This window comes from Psychrobacillus sp. L4 (assembly GCF_042944905.1).
Lineage (GTDB): Bacteria > Bacillota > Bacilli > Bacillales_A > Planococcaceae > Psychrobacillus.
Genome location: NZ_CP168496.1, coordinates 379,269 through 395,642, shown reverse-complemented (window position 1 = coordinate 395,642; position 16,374 = coordinate 379,269). Strand labels below are relative to the sequence as shown.

15 protein-coding genes are annotated in these 16,374 nt (G+C 35.9%); 8 read left to right on the top strand and 7 right to left on the bottom strand.

The window, feature by feature from the left end; translation table 11 throughout:
- Positions 1-21: 21 nt before the first annotated feature.
- Positions 22-390 (top strand): hypothetical protein, encoded by a 369-nt coding sequence (locus ACEPXG_RS01965; RefSeq protein WP_391206900.1) that lies wholly within the window; start codon positions 22-24, stop codon positions 388-390.
- A 95-nt stretch (positions 391-485) separates the two neighbouring features.
- Here the strand turns inward: ACEPXG_RS01965 and ACEPXG_RS01960 are convergent, their stop codons facing one another.
- Positions 486-746 carry a hypothetical protein gene (locus ACEPXG_RS01960; protein WP_391206897.1) on the bottom strand — a complete coding sequence of 87 codons (261 nt, stop codon included), beginning with the start codon at positions 744-746 and terminating at the stop codon, positions 486-488.
- A 142-nt stretch (positions 747-888) separates the two neighbouring features.
- On the opposite strand from ACEPXG_RS01960, the gene ACEPXG_RS01955 reads away from it, so the two are divergent.
- Complete coding sequence (locus ACEPXG_RS01955) at positions 889-1,110, top strand: small, acid-soluble spore protein tlp (protein WP_391206894.1); 222 nt, start codon at positions 889-891, stop codon at positions 1,108-1,110.
- Between the two features lie 57 nt (positions 1,111-1,167).
- On the opposite strand, the gene ACEPXG_RS01950 is transcribed toward ACEPXG_RS01955, so the two are convergent.
- On the bottom strand, positions 1,168-1,728 hold the full coding sequence (locus ACEPXG_RS01950; RefSeq protein WP_391206892.1) for a hypothetical protein: 561 nt from the start codon (positions 1,726-1,728) through the stop codon (positions 1,168-1,170).
- Between the two features lie 185 nt (positions 1,729-1,913).
- Between ACEPXG_RS01950 and ACEPXG_RS01945 the strand changes: the two genes are divergently transcribed.
- Complete coding sequence (locus tag ACEPXG_RS01945) at positions 1,914-4,085, top strand: YhgE/Pip family protein (RefSeq protein WP_391206890.1); 2,172 nt, start codon at positions 1,914-1,916, stop codon at positions 4,083-4,085.
- A 549-nt stretch (positions 4,086-4,634) separates the two neighbouring features.
- Here the strand turns inward: ACEPXG_RS01945 and ACEPXG_RS01940 are convergent.
- Positions 4,635-6,803, bottom strand: a complete 2,169-nt coding sequence (locus tag ACEPXG_RS01940) for an EAL domain-containing protein (protein ID WP_391206888.1) — start codon at positions 6,801-6,803, stop codon at positions 4,635-4,637.
- Positions 6,804-6,894: 91 nt separating this feature from the next.
- Positions 6,895-7,434 (bottom strand): GNAT family N-acetyltransferase, encoded by a 540-nt coding sequence (locus ACEPXG_RS01935; RefSeq protein ID WP_391206886.1) that lies wholly within the window; start codon positions 7,432-7,434, stop codon positions 6,895-6,897.
- Between the two features lie 206 nt (positions 7,435-7,640).
- Between ACEPXG_RS01935 and ACEPXG_RS01930 the strand changes: the two genes are divergently transcribed.
- Positions 7,641-9,134 (top strand): MDR family MFS transporter, encoded by a 1,494-nt coding sequence (locus ACEPXG_RS01930; protein ID WP_391206884.1) that lies wholly within the window; start codon positions 7,641-7,643, stop codon positions 9,132-9,134.
- 64 nt (positions 9,135-9,198) lie between these two features.
- Here ACEPXG_RS01930 and ACEPXG_RS01925 read toward each other — a convergent pair whose 3' ends face one another.
- Entirely contained in the window at positions 9,199-9,906 is a 708-nt protein-coding gene (locus tag ACEPXG_RS01925) for a YqjF family protein (protein WP_391206882.1), read from the bottom strand.
- A gap of 369 nt (positions 9,907-10,275) precedes the next feature.
- Between ACEPXG_RS01925 and qoxA the strand changes: the two genes are divergently transcribed.
- From qoxA to qoxD, 4 genes are all read left to right on the top strand, one after another.
- Complete coding sequence (qoxA, locus tag ACEPXG_RS01920; RefSeq protein WP_391209728.1) at positions 10,276-11,187, top strand: cytochrome aa3 quinol oxidase subunit II; 912 nt, start codon at positions 10,276-10,278, stop codon at positions 11,185-11,187.
- A gap of 73 nt (positions 11,188-11,260) precedes the next feature.
- Entirely contained in the window at positions 11,261-13,210 is a 1,950-nt protein-coding gene (gene qoxB, locus ACEPXG_RS01915) for a cytochrome aa3 quinol oxidase subunit I (RefSeq protein WP_391206880.1), read from the top strand.
- On the top strand, positions 13,207-13,803 hold the full coding sequence (gene qoxC / locus ACEPXG_RS01910; protein ID WP_151698614.1) for a cytochrome aa3 quinol oxidase subunit III: 597 nt from the start codon (positions 13,207-13,209) through the stop codon (positions 13,801-13,803). Before qoxB ends, qoxC begins: the two co-directional genes overlap by 4 nt.
- Positions 13,804-13,805: 2 nt before the next feature.
- On the top strand, positions 13,806-14,087 hold the full coding sequence (gene qoxD, locus ACEPXG_RS01905) for a cytochrome aa3 quinol oxidase subunit IV (RefSeq protein ID WP_151698613.1): 282 nt from the start codon (positions 13,806-13,808) through the stop codon (positions 14,085-14,087).
- 23 nt (positions 14,088-14,110) lie between these two features.
- Here the strand turns inward: qoxD and ACEPXG_RS01900 are convergent, their stop codons facing one another.
- Positions 14,111-14,347 carry a hypothetical protein gene (locus ACEPXG_RS01900; RefSeq protein ID WP_391206877.1) on the bottom strand — a complete coding sequence of 79 codons (237 nt, stop codon included), beginning with the start codon at positions 14,345-14,347 and terminating at the stop codon, positions 14,111-14,113.
- A gap of 539 nt (positions 14,348-14,886) precedes the next feature.
- A complete protein-coding gene (locus tag ACEPXG_RS01895) occupies positions 14,887-16,350 on the bottom strand; it encodes a hypothetical protein (RefSeq protein WP_391206875.1) in 1,464 nt (487 codons plus the stop codon).
- Positions 16,351-16,374 lie beyond the last annotated feature (24 nt).

Below are 16,374 nucleotides of genomic sequence, written 5' to 3'. Positions count from 1 at the left end.
TTCGGTTTGGAGGGATGTTTTTTGAATAAAGTAGAGTTTAAACAGCATTTTGATATTGGATATAGTGAGATGATATTTAAAGCAAATAATGATGAAACAATCATCTGTATAAAGAATTCGTACTCGGTGCCTTCCTCAATGATTTCATCTTATATCATTCATATAAGTGGAACTTTATTTGAGGAAACGAGATGGGCTTTCTTTTTTAAAGATTTAATAGAAACTAGAACAAATATTAGAGAAAATGTACAGATTGCACTAGATAGATATGAAGTAGATCCAGAAGATTTCGATGAAGAAGCATTTATTCAACACTTAATAGACGAGGCAACTAAAAAAATAGCAGAAACAGATTTATACACTACTCTAAATGAAATGGAAGTTTATTAATCGTATTAAGATGTTCACATTATCTAGCAAGACTCATTTCGTAACCAATGAGTCTTGTCAGTATATCAACTGATGGATATTGTATATACTTTCAATTAATGTACTCTGCTTAGTTTCTCCTTATTTTCATTTAATTGCTCCTGAAGTGACATAATAGGGTCCAAATCCCCTCGTGTTTGGATAGCCATTTGAACCGATCGCTCTGCACGTTCAATCATATCCTGTGCATTTTGAATAAACTGCTCCGTGGGATTTGTTAGAGCCTGTCCTACAGCAAATGTGACATTATCCACGGAATTGTGTAATTGAGAAATAACATTATCTTCTTTCCAGCTCATTTGCGTGTGATCTACCATAGCAAAGTCCTCCTTAAAATCAATTCAAATTTAATATGGCAATTTCAATTCAATATTATTCATTCGGAGATCGCTTAATAGTTCTTATGAGTTTGGGAACACTACCTCTTGCAAGATTTTTTTTAATGAAGGAGGAAAAAGAATGCCCAATACTAGCCAAAGACCGAATGATTTAGCGACTAATAAAGAAAGGCTAAAGAAAACAATTAATAATATGGAAGCAGCAGAAGCAGCAATGGAATTTGCAGAAGGAAAAGAACTTGCTTCTATTAAAGAAAAGAATGAACGGCGCAAAGAAAGCATAGAGGTTTTGAAAAATGAAGTAAATGCCGAGGAAAAGTCACGCATTAACGGTTACATTTAAATGAAAGAAAAATTAGCCCAGTAATTCTTAAATTACCGGGCTAATATTTCATATAACTCAGTCTTCCACATATTCAAGTGGTATCCCTAATCCCCTTACTTTCGAACTTATACTTCCTTGGATTCCGGTAACAAAGCTATTTTGCTTTATAGTCAATACTTGCCCATCTTTAAAATGAAACTCATAATGAGACAATTCTTTATCCTCCTCGAACTTCTCATAATAAAGTAACTTATCGAGTTCCCTCCAATCATATATTTGCTTTTCCTTGGAGAAAAGCTTCCGGTAAGAAATCTCTTCGTCTGATAAAGTCACATAAGATAAGGAAGCAGCATAAAAAGTAAACCCACAAAGAATCAAACAGAGAATCCCAACACTAACTGTCCACTTCCGCACATCAAATAACCATAACAACGCGCACCCAAGAACAAGGAAAAATACACCAACACCAAATGCCGCATAATTCACTCCAGGAACATACGTAATCCAGATATCTCTCTTATCATACAGTGTATTAACAACAACTAAAGGTACTATTATCAAAAAAACTGGTGACAAAATAGCAATACAAGCCCCAATTGCCATAAAAATATGCCTTGTATCATATCTTCTATGCACATCCAAACCCCCTTTTTAACCACAGAAACCAAACATTCTAGCAATTTTAAAAAATCCCTCTTTTAATTATATGCGGTAATATTTGGGTATTCAACCTTTTTTATATTCTTTCGGTTAGTCCCTATTCGTTAGGGTATACTGTGAAATAATTCTTCAACATCAATATTTATGATGAGGTGAATCTTATGAAAAACAGTTTGAGTATATTCCGGACTGACATTCAAAACATATGCCGAAATTGGGTAGCCGCAGTACTTATTGGAGGTTTAGTTTTTCTACCTTCTTTATACGCATGGCTTAATATTTATGCCTCTTGGGATCCTTACGCCCATACTAATCAGCTTCCAGTAGCTATTGTAAATGAGGACGTAGGTGCAGTTGTTCGTGGAGATAAATTAAACGTAGGAAATGAACTAGTGAACACTTTGAAAAATAATCAAGACATGGAATGGTCTTTTACATCTCGAAAAATAGCTATGGAAAAAGTAGAGTACGGCGATTTTTTTGCCGTCATTATTATTCCCAAAAATTTTTCCGAAAAGCTAGCATCTGTTCTATCGGATTATCCCGAAATAGCAACTATGGAATACTATGTGAATGAAAAAATTAATTCCATCGCGCCGAAGATAACAGAAAAAGGGGCAAGTGTTATTGTCGAGAACATTAGTAGCCAATTCACAGCAACCGTTAATGGCATCATCTTCAACCTCTTCAATAATCTAGGTATTGAACTTGAAAAAGATATGCCTGATATTAAGAACTTTGAAGAGTATGTGATGAAAGTGCAAAAAGATTTACCCGCAATTCATGAGTTACTTATGGGCACCCATGACGATATTGCATCTGCCCAGTCCATTATCCACAAGGCACAATCCCTTATGCCACAAGTAAAAGAGATAACTGCGAATGGTATCGAAACAATTGAAACTGCTCTATCCTTCTTGTCCAAAGCACAAAATCGTTTAAATACTATGGCTCCAGTTATCGAAAATGACTTAGAAAAAGTATTGAAGATGTCGAAAGAATTGCTACAAACAACACAAAATTTTAAACCCGATTTTACTGATTTGGACAAGTTAAAGAATGAACTCGACAATAAGATGGCCTCCTCCATTCAAACAGTCAATTCTATCGAAGAAGACCTAAATTGGTTAAATAATTTAAACCATGCAGAATCTCCATCTTCATTATCATTAAACCACCAAGAAAAACTGACAGATGCAATTAATAAAACCGCTCATTTGAAGAAACTATTAGTAGAAGCTCAGACCAATACAGGAGTAATAAACGAACAAGCAAAAGGCAAAGAACAACAAATGTCAGCTGCGTTAAATGACTTTCAAAAAGTTGCAGAGAACACTTCTGTTCAATTAGATGCATTTATAAAAGAATACAAAGACTCAATCGAGCCAACCATTCTCGCGGAAGTAATTAATGCAAGAAATACAGTACAAAATGCTACCGTAACATTGAGAAGTATCCAGGATACATTACCTGAAGTCGAACGTACTCTAAAAAATACAGACGACCATATAAAAGAAGGAAAAAAGACGTTAGATCTGGCAGTATCTCAGTATCCTTATATAAGCCATAAAGTGAATGAGTTAGCTGAAAGAATAAAGAAAGTTCAAGGGGAAACGAATATCAATGAAATTATCGAGTTACTTCGTAATGATCCAGAAGCAGAGCGTAGCTTTTTTGAAGAACCTGTTATTTTAAATGAAACCAAACTCTTTCCTATCCCAAACTACGGAACTGGAATGACCCCTTTCTATACAGTGCTTGCCATTTGGGTCGGTTGTTTACTCCTTATCTCACTTCTTGCTACAGACGTTAAACACGAGAAGATAATAAGAGAGCGTGAAGTCTATTTCGGAAGATTATTTACCTTTTCTGTAATTGGTCTTCTCCAAGCATTGATTGTAACAATCGGGGATATTATTTTATTAGGTGTAGATGTAAAAGATTCCTACTGGTTTGTACTCTTTGGGTTTCTGATTAGCTTCGTTTTCATGACAATTGTATATACGTTGGTTTCTGTATTTGGAGACGTTGGAAAGGCTTTTGCAATCGTTATGCTTGTATTGCAGATTGCTGGGTCCGGGGGAACGTACCCAGTTGTTTTATTGCCAAAATTTTTTCAATGGATTAATCCTGCTCTACCCTTTACGTATGCAGTTAGCCTAATGCGAGAAGCAGTAGGCGGCATCCTTTGGCAACGCGTCATCCAAGATATTATATTTCTCATACTAACTGCTCTTGCATTTATATTGTTTGCCACTTTCCTAAAAGAAAAAGTGAACCGAAAAACAAGAGATATATTAAACAAATCGAAAGAATCGGGATTATTTCATTAATATATTTCGCGAGAGAGTTTTACCATCTCAATATGCGACTAAACAAGAACAATCCAAGTTCACTCTCTATAATAGCGACCTTTAAGAGCATCTTATCTTCACTATTTCCCGAGTGCTTTGGACAAGACTTTGTCTACGTTATTTCCGTTAGAATTATGGATCGTGAAGTGACCGTGTCACTTCACGATCCATTTTTTTCGGTAATCTTGTGGCGGATAAAGTTTTACCGATTATAATGAATTTCCTCATTTTAATATGAAATGAAGCGTACAAAATAGGGGGAAAGTGGAAAAGAACGACCATTGGTAATTTGAAGGCAACCAGTTCACCAAGGACAACAACCAAATGTGTAGCCAAAGCAACCATTTCTACATATAAAGAATAAAGTATATAGGATTTGAGTCAAAAAAAAGACCGTTTGATGTTTATCGCATCAAACGGTTCAAACTAACGGCTATTTTTAGTAAGCCTAGCAATGACTCAAACTTAATAGGTTGAAATAATGGTACTTTTCAACATATATTAGTCACTTCAACACATACTCCTTCACTACACTCTGTCTTTCTTATCCAAAAACTCTACTGCAATCATTGGGTCTACAGGTTTGCTAATGTAATATCCTTGGATTCTATGGGCACCCATTTCTTTTAGGAGAAGCAATTGTTCCTTCGTTTCGACACCTTCCATTATGGTCGTCAATTCGAGTCCACTCGCAATTTCCAAAATTCCTTTCAATATTGCTCGTGACTCTCCCCCATCACTTTCTACTTCCATTACAAAAGCACGATCGACTTTCATAAATTGAAATGGCAACACTTTCAAAATGGACAAGGAAGAATAACCGGTTCCAAAATCATCCAGGGCTATTTTAATACCCATCGAATTTAAGCTCTCTAAGATCCTCTTAGCAGATTTAATATTTTGAGCGACAATCGATTCTGTAATTTCAAATACGAGCATCTTTGGTTCCACAAGAGTCTCTACCAAAACTGTTTCTACATCATGCAAAAAGTTTGGATGTTGAAGTTGTTTTACCGAAATATTGATAGTAACAGTAAAGTCTTTGTATCCCTCAAGCTCCCACTTCTTCACTTGCGTAGCCGCCTGTCGAATGACCCAACTTCCCACTTTGACAATTGAATCATTTTCTTCTAACAATGGAATAAAATCTACGGGACCCATTTCTCCCAAAACCGGTGATTTCCATCGGAGCAACGTTTCGAAACTGACAACTTGATCAGCAGCTATACTATAAATAGGCTGGTACACTAAGTAAAATTCATTCTTTTCAAGTGCTTGATATATGTTATTAGCAATACGTCGATTTTTTTCACTTGCTGTCGCCAATTGCTCAGTAAAATAAACAAACTGATTGCCACCATTTTTACTAGCTTCCTTACAAGCAAATGCCGCATCTTGCACCATAAGTTCTACTTGGTCATCTGCTATATACGATCGGACTCCTACACTTGCTGTCAGTAATACATTCCCTTCTTCAAAGTAAATAGGTTGCTCCAACATTTGGACAATTGTTGAGGCAAACTGCCTTTGCTCCTGGATTGTATCGATGTAGGAAGTTATTACAAATTCCTCATTTGAAACTCGATATACGTTTTGTTTTCCTGTTAGTTCTAATAAACTTCTACTCACTTTAAACAATAATTGGTCACCAATCTGATAACTATTTCGTTCATTTACATCTTCGAAATGATCTAAACTGATAAAGAACAGTGTTAACTTCTTTTCAGAAGTATATTGAAATTTTTTAGCCAGGTTTTCTTCCAATTGAGTGCGATTTCCTAACCCCGTCAATAAGTCACGTTTAGACTGATTTTTTTCCCTTTTTTCAAACTGAAACACATATATATAAACTACTATAATTACAATAAGCGTCAATATCACCATTATGGTATTATTCCAGAACGATTTGGATATTTTATATGTATCAGGGTTTGATATTGAGTCAACAATTACGACCCAATCACCACCTGTATGCTGAAACTTAACGAAACGTGCGGTTTGTCTATCCTCAAACCAATTACCAACGGATTTCTTGTTTACCTCTGTTAATAGTTCCTTGCTTTTCGGTATTACCATTTCGAATTTCAAATCATTTCGAGAACTAAACAGAACATGGTTTTCTTTTAGTAAATAAACGAGACCTGGTAAGTTTGATTCTTCCGCAACTTTGCTAATGATATTCGCCATGTTAATTACCCCGGATAATACTCCTATAATTTGTCCATCGCTATTGACTACGGGTACAGAAATGGCAGTTACCTTCTGTGTAGGGTCTTGATGTAAAGTGAACACTTTACTAAACATAACTTCACCTGTAATGGCTCGTTCAAAGGATTCTTTTTGCTTAACGTGAAACTGCGTACCGTCTGCCGCAATAATTTCACCATTTGGTTTGATAAAACCAATTCCTATAAAATACGGCATGTTATTATTTTGATTACGTAAAAATGAAGTTATATCTTCGTTATTCTGTATTAAATAAGGTATATGCTCCGCCATCAATTTCATTTCAGCAATTCGTTCCAAAGAAAAATGATTAACTTCCAATGTGAAGTTTTTCAATAGCTCATTCGTTTCCCTTTCAACTGAATCCAGTACAAACTTCTTTGTTGAATTATAATTAGTAAATGCAAATATAAGAACACTTAGCAAAACTAATATTAGTAAACTATTGATGATCTTTTGCATTTTTATCATCTATACACATCCGATCAAAGTCGTTATACCTTTTTTCCTATACTTATTATATAACAACTGACCTATCATTTTATTATTAATTTTCACACATTTAACGTTCTAGCTGATAAACTACTAGACGATACATTTGCTTGTTAGTATATCCTTGTTCATCCACTCTACCAATTTCCACGAACTTACACTTTACTAGTAGATTAATAGAGGGTTCATTACGCTCCTCAGTATAAGCGAGAAGTTTCTCTAAGTTCATTTGTTCAAAACCATATTCAGCTACACTTAATAAGGATTCTTGCATTAATCCTTGCCCTTGATAAGCAGGAATAATTCCATAACCAAGTTCGCCACTTTTTTCATCCTTATTAAGGTTCCAAATGCTTATAGTTCCTATCACCTTTTTTGATTGTTTATGTTCAATTGCCCAAATTAGCCATTTTTTATCATCGACACCTTTATTCATCTGATCCATATAGAGATTTGTTTCTTCGATACTTTCATCTACTTTGGTATCTGTAAATGTATGCATTCTCGAATCTTTTCTCATGGTATACAAATCATGTACGTCATTTTGTTCTATTCTTCTTAGCAGAAGTTTCTTTGTCTTTAGGTTAGGAAAAGAAGTGAAATTTATCATAGTGGCACCGTCCTATTTGGTTATTATTGGTGAAAGATTAGTTGTTATGTAAATTATTTAATGCCGCTTCTGTAATAATTTCTATACATTTTCGGCATCTCTTACATTTATAATATCGGCTTTTCCACATACTTTCTTTACACCTCTATTTAACGGTGGTAAACTACAAAATAGCAATTTAGTACCATTAAGAGGTGAAGAAAAATATGAACAGAGAAACTAAGGTCAAGCCTGTCATGGCCGCACTATTGTTAGGAATATTTATGGCATCTTTGGATAACACCATTGTCGCTACAAGTATGGGTTCGATTATCGGCGATTTAGGTGGGATGGACAAATATGTATGGGTTACTTCCGCTTACTTAGTTGCTGAAATGGCAGGAATGCCGATATTCGGAAAATTATCCGATATGTACGGTCGAAAGAAGTTTTTTATCTTTGGAATATTGTTATTTTTAATTGGTTCGATTTTGTGTGGAACTGCACAAACAATGGTTCAATTATGTGTTTTCCGTGCTATTCAAGGAATTGGTGGCAGTGCATTAATGCCAATCGCTTTCACGATCATTTGGGATGTTGTTCCTAGTGAGTCACGCGGAAAAATGAGTGGGTTATTTGGGGCAGTGTTTGGTCTTTCTAGTATAGCAGGCCCTTTACTAGGTTCATTTATTACAGACCACATTCATTGGCGTTGGATTTTTTACATCAACATCCCAATTGGTTTACTTGCTTTAGGTCTTATCGCTTTATTTTACAATGAATCTAAAACGCATTCCCGTCAAATTATTGATTGGGCTGGTGCCATATTCCTTGTAAGCTTTTCTGTATCTCTTATGTTCGCACTCGAATTAGGTGGAGATACGTATAGCTGGAGCTCATGGCAAATTATCTCGTTATTTATTTTATCGGCTGTTTGTTTTGTTGCATTTTTAATCATCGAAAAATATGCGAAAGATCCAATTTTGCCATTTGATTTATTCAAAGAACGTTTATATACTACTAGTGTTTTAACAGGCATGTTCTATGGTGGCGTATTTATGGTTTCTACTATTTATATCCCGCTCTATATTCAAGGGGTAACAGGTGGAAGTGCTACAAACTCAGGTTTATTACTATTACCGATGATGGTAACATCTAGTGTAGGAGCAGCCATGGGTGGTGCACTTGCTAATAAGTTTAGCTATCGATCTATAATGATCGTTTCGAGTATTCTCCTTGGAACTGGAGCCATTTTACTTGGAACCTTAGAGCCTTCTACTCCGCGTTGGATGCTGACTATCTATATGATGATTGTAGGCCTTGGAGTTGGTCCTTCCTTCTCGATTCTTGGTATGTCTGCTATTCAAAAAGCTCTTCCTCAACAACGAGGTAGCGCCAGTTCAACGAGTAGTTTCTTGCGCGCTTTAGGAATGACACTTGGTATTACTATTTTTGGCGTAATTCAAAGAAATAGTTTTATTTCAGGATTACCAGAGTCATTTAAACAAAATGTGGTTGGCGGAAATAGTCGTGCCATTTTATCTCCAGAATTACGCGCTAAAATTCCTGCAGATATTTTGAAGCAAATTACAGATGTTTTATCGAATTCTCTAACTACTACATTTTTGTGGACACTCGTTCCTCTTGCACTTGCGTTTGTTTTTATTTTGTTAATGAGCAAAGAGAAACTATCCGATTCACAAATGTTTCAAGATAAATAATTTCAACTAAACAAAACAAAAATATAAAAGGTTCCAGAACAACTCTAAATTGTTCTGGAACCTTTTATTTGTTCTCCGTATTTTCCTTTACAGGCGGAAATATAAGTGCTTTTTTCATTTTAGAATAGTGGGCTATTGGAGCATTCACTTGATAATTACTTTTTAAAAATGTTCCCATTGAATTTTCAATTAGTGTACCCTTAACATTTTGTAAAATCCAAGGCGAATGACTAATATCTACACGAAATAAATGCTCGTTCGTTTTTGTCCACAAATAATACCGTTCCGTCAACCACCGTTCGAATGGATTACTTTCAATCGAACTAGGCATCGGTTCAAATGTTGTAACAAATACTTCCCGAATTGATTTATTGTCTCTATATCTACTCTGAATCGTAAATGTATTCTTGCATCGTTTTAAACTTATCTCCGCGTGACGAAAAGGCAAAAAGTCTCTGAGTGTCGACAATTTTACAATCAAAGAATTATTCGCATCTAAACTGAAGAAATGCACACCTGCTTTCCCCTTAAATGTGACATACGTACGAACGTTTAGCTCTAAAAAAGAACTAAATCCAAGTATAGGAGGAGTAAGTCTTGGACGATTCCCTTTTACTTTGAAAAATATTAACCCAATCCACGCCCTCCCATTATAGAGATCCAGTTCTAGTTCAGGAGGAATGTGTTCAACCAAGTCGTCTGGAGAAACTGGCCAATGAAGAAATAATACATCATGCCATTCTTGTGTCATTATCCACTGATTTCGATACATGGTATGCCTTCTTCCTACAGGGTACTGATACGAAGTATTTCCTAAGAAGAGTAGATTCAAACTTTAGAAGACGTTCCCCTTCCAAAAGAACAGCAAAAAATATTGCACTTAACAAAAAGTAAAATATAACCAAGTAACCCTGGTTTATCCATTTAATTGTCGATACTTAAAACTTGTTCACAATTTGGTTAACAAACATTTTACTTTTGTACATATCTTCATGAACTTTTTGTGAAGGCAGTTTCTTTCCATGGTTTTTAAAAAAGTATGGGACTAAGATAGAGGCAGATACAAAACGTCTATCAATAATTTGGATTTCTATGAAATACAACTTTATTAAAATAATTCGAGAGGGGTACAACTATGAAATTGAAAATGAAATGGGTTCTATTTACAATGTTTCTCACTGTAGCCACTGTGCTATCTGGTTGTGAACCATTATTAGTATTAGATCCGAAAGGTCCACAAGCTGAAGCGCAAGCGCATGATATCATGTTTTCCATTTGGATGATGTCTGGTGTTGTAATTGTTGTTTTTGCGATTTTAATATTTATTTTAATTAAATATCGTGCTTCTAAACAAAGTGAAGATTATGAACCACCACATATTGAAGGAAATCATATTGTGGAAGCAATTTGTGTAGGAATTCCAATTATTATTGTAGTAATTCTTTCCATCGTTTCAGTCAGAAGTAACTATGAAGTAGAGGCAATACCAGTAAAATATGAAGATCAAAAGCCATTAGTTGTTTATGCTTCATCTTCCAACTGGAAGTGGCACTTTAGTTATCCAGAAGAAAATATTGAGACAGTAAACTATCTATATATTCCAGCTAATCGTCCTATTGAATTTAGACTTTATTCATATGGGCCAATCACCAGCTTCTGGATTCCACAACTTGGCGGCCAAAAATATGCAATGTCGGATATGGTTACGACGTTATTCTTAGCAGCTGATGGGGAAGGCGAGTACGATGGTCGAAACGCAAACTTTAGTGGTGCAGGTTTTGCACAAAATACGTTCCAAGTTACTTCCATGTCTCAAGCTAACTTTGATGACTGGGTAAAAGAAGTACATGAAACAGCTAAACCACTTACAAAAGAAAAGTTTGAAGAATTATTAAAACCGGGACATTTGGGGCGTTCCACTTATAATGGAACTCATTTAGAATTCTCACCAGCTCCAGAACACCATGGCATGTCGGATATGTCCGATATGCCAGGTATGTCAGATTCACATAATCAAGAATCACATGAAGAATCAGAACACTCTCATCATTGATTCTGGTTTACAAGCTTAACTTTAGCTCATTTTTATGAGCAGCACTATATTTCCCGAAAGGAGTTTCAAAAGTATGGATTTCTTTAAACAGTTTGCGGTACCACATCCAAGCTTTTTAATATACGCATCCATGGTTGGCATTGGTCTAACTATGCTTGCAATAGTCGTAGGGATTACCTATTTTAAAAAATGGGGGTATCTATGGAAAGAATGGTTAACAACTGTTGACCATAAACGAATTGGTATTATGTATTTGCTATCTGCTTTGCTAATGCTATTCCGCGGCGGCGTAGATGCTATCATGATGCGTGCTCAACTAGCATTACCTGATAACACCCTGCTAGATTCTGAGCATTATAACGAAGTTTTCACGACACACGGGGTCGTTATGATCCTGTTTATGGCAATGCCGTTTATTATGTTTTTCTTTAATTTCCTTGTTCCATTGCAAATCGGGGCTCGTGACGTAGCGTTTCCACGCTTAAATGCGATAAGCTTTTGGTTATTCTTTATGGGGATGGGATTATTCAACCTCTCATTCATTATAGGTGGTTCACCTGATGCAGGATGGACTTCTTATTTCCCTCTTGCAGGAAATGAGTTCAGTACTTCTGTAGGAACCAACTATTATATGATTGCAATACAAATAGCCGGTCTCGGAACATTAATGACTGGTATTAACTTTATGACGACGATTCTAAAAATGAGAGCACCTGGTATGTCTTTAATGAAAATGCCAATGTTCACATGGTCTGCGTTTATCGCCAATGTAATTATTGTTTTCGCTTTCCCAGTATTAACAGTAGCACTTGCAATGGGAACGATGGATCGACTATTCGGAACAAACTTCTTTACAACCGCTAATGGTGGTATGGATATGATGTGGGCTAACTTGTTCTGGGTTTGGGGACATCCGGAAGTATATATCTTAATCTTGCCTGCTTTTGGTCTTTACAGTGAAATTATATCCACTTTTGCACGCCGTAATTTATATGGTTATAAGTCAATGGTTGCATCAATGGTTCTTATCTCTTTATTATCGTTTTTTGTATGGGCTCACCATTTCTTTACGATGGGTCAAGGTCCAGTATCAAATAGTATTTTCTCGATTACCACAATGGCGATTGCCGTTCCTACCGGAGTTAAGATGTTTAACTGGCTGTTCACGCTTTGGAAAGGGAAAATTGTATTTACAACCCCGATGCTATACTCTGTACTCTTCATTCCTTTGTTCACATTAGGTGGAGTTACAGGAGTTATGCTTGCAATGTCAGCAGCTGACTATCAATATCATAATACGATGTTTTTAGTGGCTCACTTCCATAATGTAATCATTCCGGGAGTAGTTTATGCGATGCTTGCAGGTCTTACTTACTACTGGCCAAAAATGTTTGGCTTCATGTTGAATGAAAAAATTGGTAAATGGACAGTTTGGTTACTTTCCATCGGCTTCGTCTTAGCCTTCATACCAATGTATATTACTGGTTTAGATGGTCAAGCACGTCGTATGTATACTTATTCCGAATCAACAGGATTTGGTCCGTTGAATATGGTTGCATTCTTCGGTGCAGGCTTGATGGCGGTAGGTTTTGTTTTACTTGTTTATAACATTTACTATAGTACGCGTTATGCTTCAAGAGATATTAGTAATGACCCTTGGGATGCACGTTCTCTTGAATGGGCAACACATACGCCAGTACCGGAGTATAATTTTGCTATTACACCAAAGGTTAATTCAACCCAAGCATTTTGGGATTCTAAGAAGAATGGTCATGAATTATTCCCGGGTAAACTGGAAAAGATTCATATGCCTAATAACAGCGGATTACCATTCATTATGGGCTGTGCCTTCTTTGGCTTTGGATTTGCAATGGTATTCAGCATGTGGCCAATCGCCATTATTTCGTTAATCGGTTTATTGGCTTGCCTTGCTTACCGGTCATTTGAGAAAGATCACGGACGATACATCTCTGTCGAAGAGATTGAAGAAACTGAAACAAAATTGCGAGGTGCTAAAAAATGAAGGTAGATAACTCGCTTCCACTGGAATATAGTACGGAAGAAAATAGCTTGAAGATTTTAGGCTTTTGGATTTTCTTAGGTGCGGAAATAATGCTTTTTGCAACACTTTTCGCTACCTACTTTACAATGGTTCACCGAACAGGCAGTGGTCCTACTGGAGCTGAAATCTTTGAAATTGCACCAGTATTAATGGAAACAATCTTACTATTAACTAGTAGTTTTACGATAGGTCTTGGAATTCATGCCATGCGTATCGGCAACAAGAAAGCAACGATGGTATTCTTTTTAATCACACTTCTTCTTGGTGCAGGATTCTTAAGCTTCGAAGTTTCTGAGTTTATTCACTACGTTCATGTAGGTGCAACACTACAAACTAGTGGATTTACTGCTATCCTGCTAACAACACTAGGAACACATGGATTACACGTAACATTTGGTTTCTTCTGGGGATTATTTATCCTATTACAAATAAAAAAACGTGGTTTAACTCCTGAAACAGCCAATAAATCATTTATCTTCTCACTTTATTGGCATTTCTTAGATGTAGTTTGGATTTTCATCTTTAGCTTCATCTACTTGAAAGGAATGATGTAATTATGAAAGAATTATTCCCTTTTAAACAAGTAATGGGCTTTGTCGCTTCGCTAGTTCTTACTGCAGTGGCTCTTTTAGTTTACTTTACTGATATGTCATTTGCAGTAGGTATGACAGTTCTTCTCCTGACAGCATTTATACAGGCCGGTCTTCAGCTGGTTGTATTTATGCATGCTGGTGAGACTAATGATAAAAAATCTATCTATGCAAACGTATATTACGGTTTACTTATTGCGCTAGTTACCATTTTCGGTACATTAATGGCAATGGTTTGGGATATGTAAATATAAATACTTAAAGAGAGCGTCTATACGGCGCTCTCTTTTTTAGATTTTCGAGAGTTTACCACCATTTCTTCAGAAGCTACTAGAAACATTCCAATTAAAAAAATAAAAACAGCACCCATTACTGTGCCAATACCAACACCCATAACAGCATTATATTCGCTTATAAAAATTCCGTATAAGAAAATAGCTATTCCTATAGAGAGTAATGTGCCACCAACATATCTTGTCGCATTTAACATATTCTTATATTTTTCCACTTAAAACATCCTCCTTTTCTATATATTATTCACGCAGTTCACAAAATTGTCAAATACTCTTTTTAAATTCTACGTATTTTTCTTGACATAAGAAAAAACGCTAGCGTCCTTTAAGTTCATCTTGTCTTCTCTATTTCTAGAGTGCTTTGGACGAAACATCAGCTACACTATTACCGAGGGAATTTTTGTGGATTGAGAAGTGACTGCGTCACTTCTCAATCCATTTTTTCGGTAATCTTGTGGCGGATGTTTGTCCGTCGCCCTCTTGGAATAGGTATAGACAAGGTGCGTAAGGTTTGGTTAATGAGAGAATAGATCCTCACCTATACTTTTAAAAGCGGACGAAGATACAATTTCGTCCGCTCAGCGCTTCTTTATCAATGGATACTATCTATTTTTCTGAAATTGCACCAACTCTAATCATATTCCCACTGAATCAGTTACACTTTTGAAGGTAAAAATAATGTAACTAGACCAAAGATAAAGAAATGAATTGCTACATTGTTTAATTACTTTGTAACGATCCTTCTCATACTATCTCAAATTGACAATATATCTTCTCCAAAAATGGACACGTTTTGTCTATCTGTTACGAACTCATGATCGTTCCATTTTAATACACTTTCTACATATCCTAATCCATCCGCATGGTATCTTCCTGCGATTTCTTGAAAAGCCATCAGTTCGTAAGTGCCATACCTTGCAAAGTCAATTGGATAAAGTCCTCCAATGGGATCTACCCATCCCTCAATCGGTTGTTTAAGTGTTCCATTCTCGTTATAAATTTCGGATAAATATTCCTGTCCTTTATACATTAAGTCCAGTATATATTTCTTTTTTGGATTTGAGCTTATGACCGTTACTTTGTATTGGTTTTGATATCTAACTTCATACTTGGTGCTTTTATTATATTCATCCGCATCGAATATTTGTCGCATACTTCCATCTATGAAAGAAAATACGTATGCGTATATTGTGCCGCCGCTACCACCTGTATCGATGACAATGAGTATGTCGTCTACACGATCTCCGGTAAAGTCACCAAGTAATATCGTAGGGTTATATCCTGCATTCTCTTTTAAAGGAATGGTTTCGTACAAATTAGTTTTTTCATTGATAATTTCTAGGGTAATCTGTTGCCAAAATGGACTTCCTTCAGTCTTTTCACCTGTAAGGTAAACAGTATCCATGAAACCATCACCAGTCACATCTCCACTTTTTTGGTCGATTACAACTTTATTGTTAGAACTAGCATCACTTAAGAGGTTTACAACTTGTTGTTTTTTATTTAATAACAATTCTCTGGATGGGTATGGCAAATGAAAGGCAAGTGCTTTTTCAATTGCATTTAGACTCTGCTCCAGATCTCCTGCCTTCTTTTGCACATCCGATAAATAATACCAGTAAAAAGAAAAATCATTTGTTTGCAATAATTTCTCATAGTAATACTCGACTTTTTTATAATAATACGGAAAGACATCTTGTGCTTGAACAAGCTCTCCTTCACTAAAACGATATACATCTACTTTATAGGCTTCACCGGTATCATGAAGCCAAATTGCAAGTTCATATTGTCCATCCTGTCCATACTTACCTGGCATGTCTTCCACTTCTAATTTACTATAGACCATATTGTTCGTAGGTAATCGTACAAATCCTTTATTGGTCCATTGCAAAAGGTCCAATTCCGACCACATACTCCCTTTTTGCCAACCAACAATGATAGTATTTATCCCATTCTCCGTTAATGGTGCTGCCATTAAATCCGTAATGCCATATCCACTTCCTTTAATATGCATTAAAGGTAGCCATTGATCATTCATTATCTTTAATATCAAGAGATAATTTTGCTCTTCATATTTATATGCTCCAATTATTTCTTCTATATTATCCCCATCTATATCAGCCACCAATACGGCTAGTCTCTCTTGGGTCTTCGGTAATTCAAGAATCGTTGCAGTTGGAGGCAAAAAGTTTTGAAATAAATTTACATAGTCACTCATAGTACCCTCCTTTCCAAATAACAT

Coding starts and splice junctions, on each gene's coding strand:
- ACEPXG_RS01960 (WP_391206897.1), bottom strand. CDS start 746: ATGGTAGATCACACGCAAATGAGCTGGAAAGAAGATAATGTTATTTCT.
- qoxB (WP_391206880.1), top strand. CDS start 11,261: ATGGATTTCTTTAAACAGTTTGCGGTACCACATCCAAGCTTTTTAATA.
- ACEPXG_RS01925 (WP_391206882.1), bottom strand. CDS start 9,906: ATGTATCGAAATCAGTGGATAATGACACAAGAATGGCATGATGTATTA.
- ACEPXG_RS01945 (WP_391206890.1), top strand. CDS start 1,914: ATGAAAAACAGTTTGAGTATATTCCGGACTGACATTCAAAACATATGC.
- qoxC (WP_151698614.1), top strand. CDS start 13,207: ATGAAGGTAGATAACTCGCTTCCACTGGAATATAGTACGGAAGAAAAT.
- ACEPXG_RS01940 (WP_391206888.1), bottom strand. CDS start 6,803: ATGATAAAAATGCAAAAGATCATCAATAGTTTACTAATATTAGTTTTG.
- ACEPXG_RS01895 (WP_391206875.1), bottom strand. CDS start 16,350: ATGAGTGACTATGTAAATTTATTTCAAAACTTTTTGCCTCCAACTGCA.
- qoxD (WP_151698613.1), top strand. CDS start 13,806: ATGAAAGAATTATTCCCTTTTAAACAAGTAATGGGCTTTGTCGCTTCG.
- ACEPXG_RS01935 (WP_391206886.1), bottom strand. CDS start 7,434: ATGATAAATTTCACTTCTTTTCCTAACCTAAAGACAAAGAAACTTCTG.
- ACEPXG_RS01955 (WP_391206894.1), top strand. CDS start 889: ATGCCCAATACTAGCCAAAGACCGAATGATTTAGCGACTAATAAAGAA.
- ACEPXG_RS01930 (WP_391206884.1), top strand. CDS start 7,641: ATGAACAGAGAAACTAAGGTCAAGCCTGTCATGGCCGCACTATTGTTA.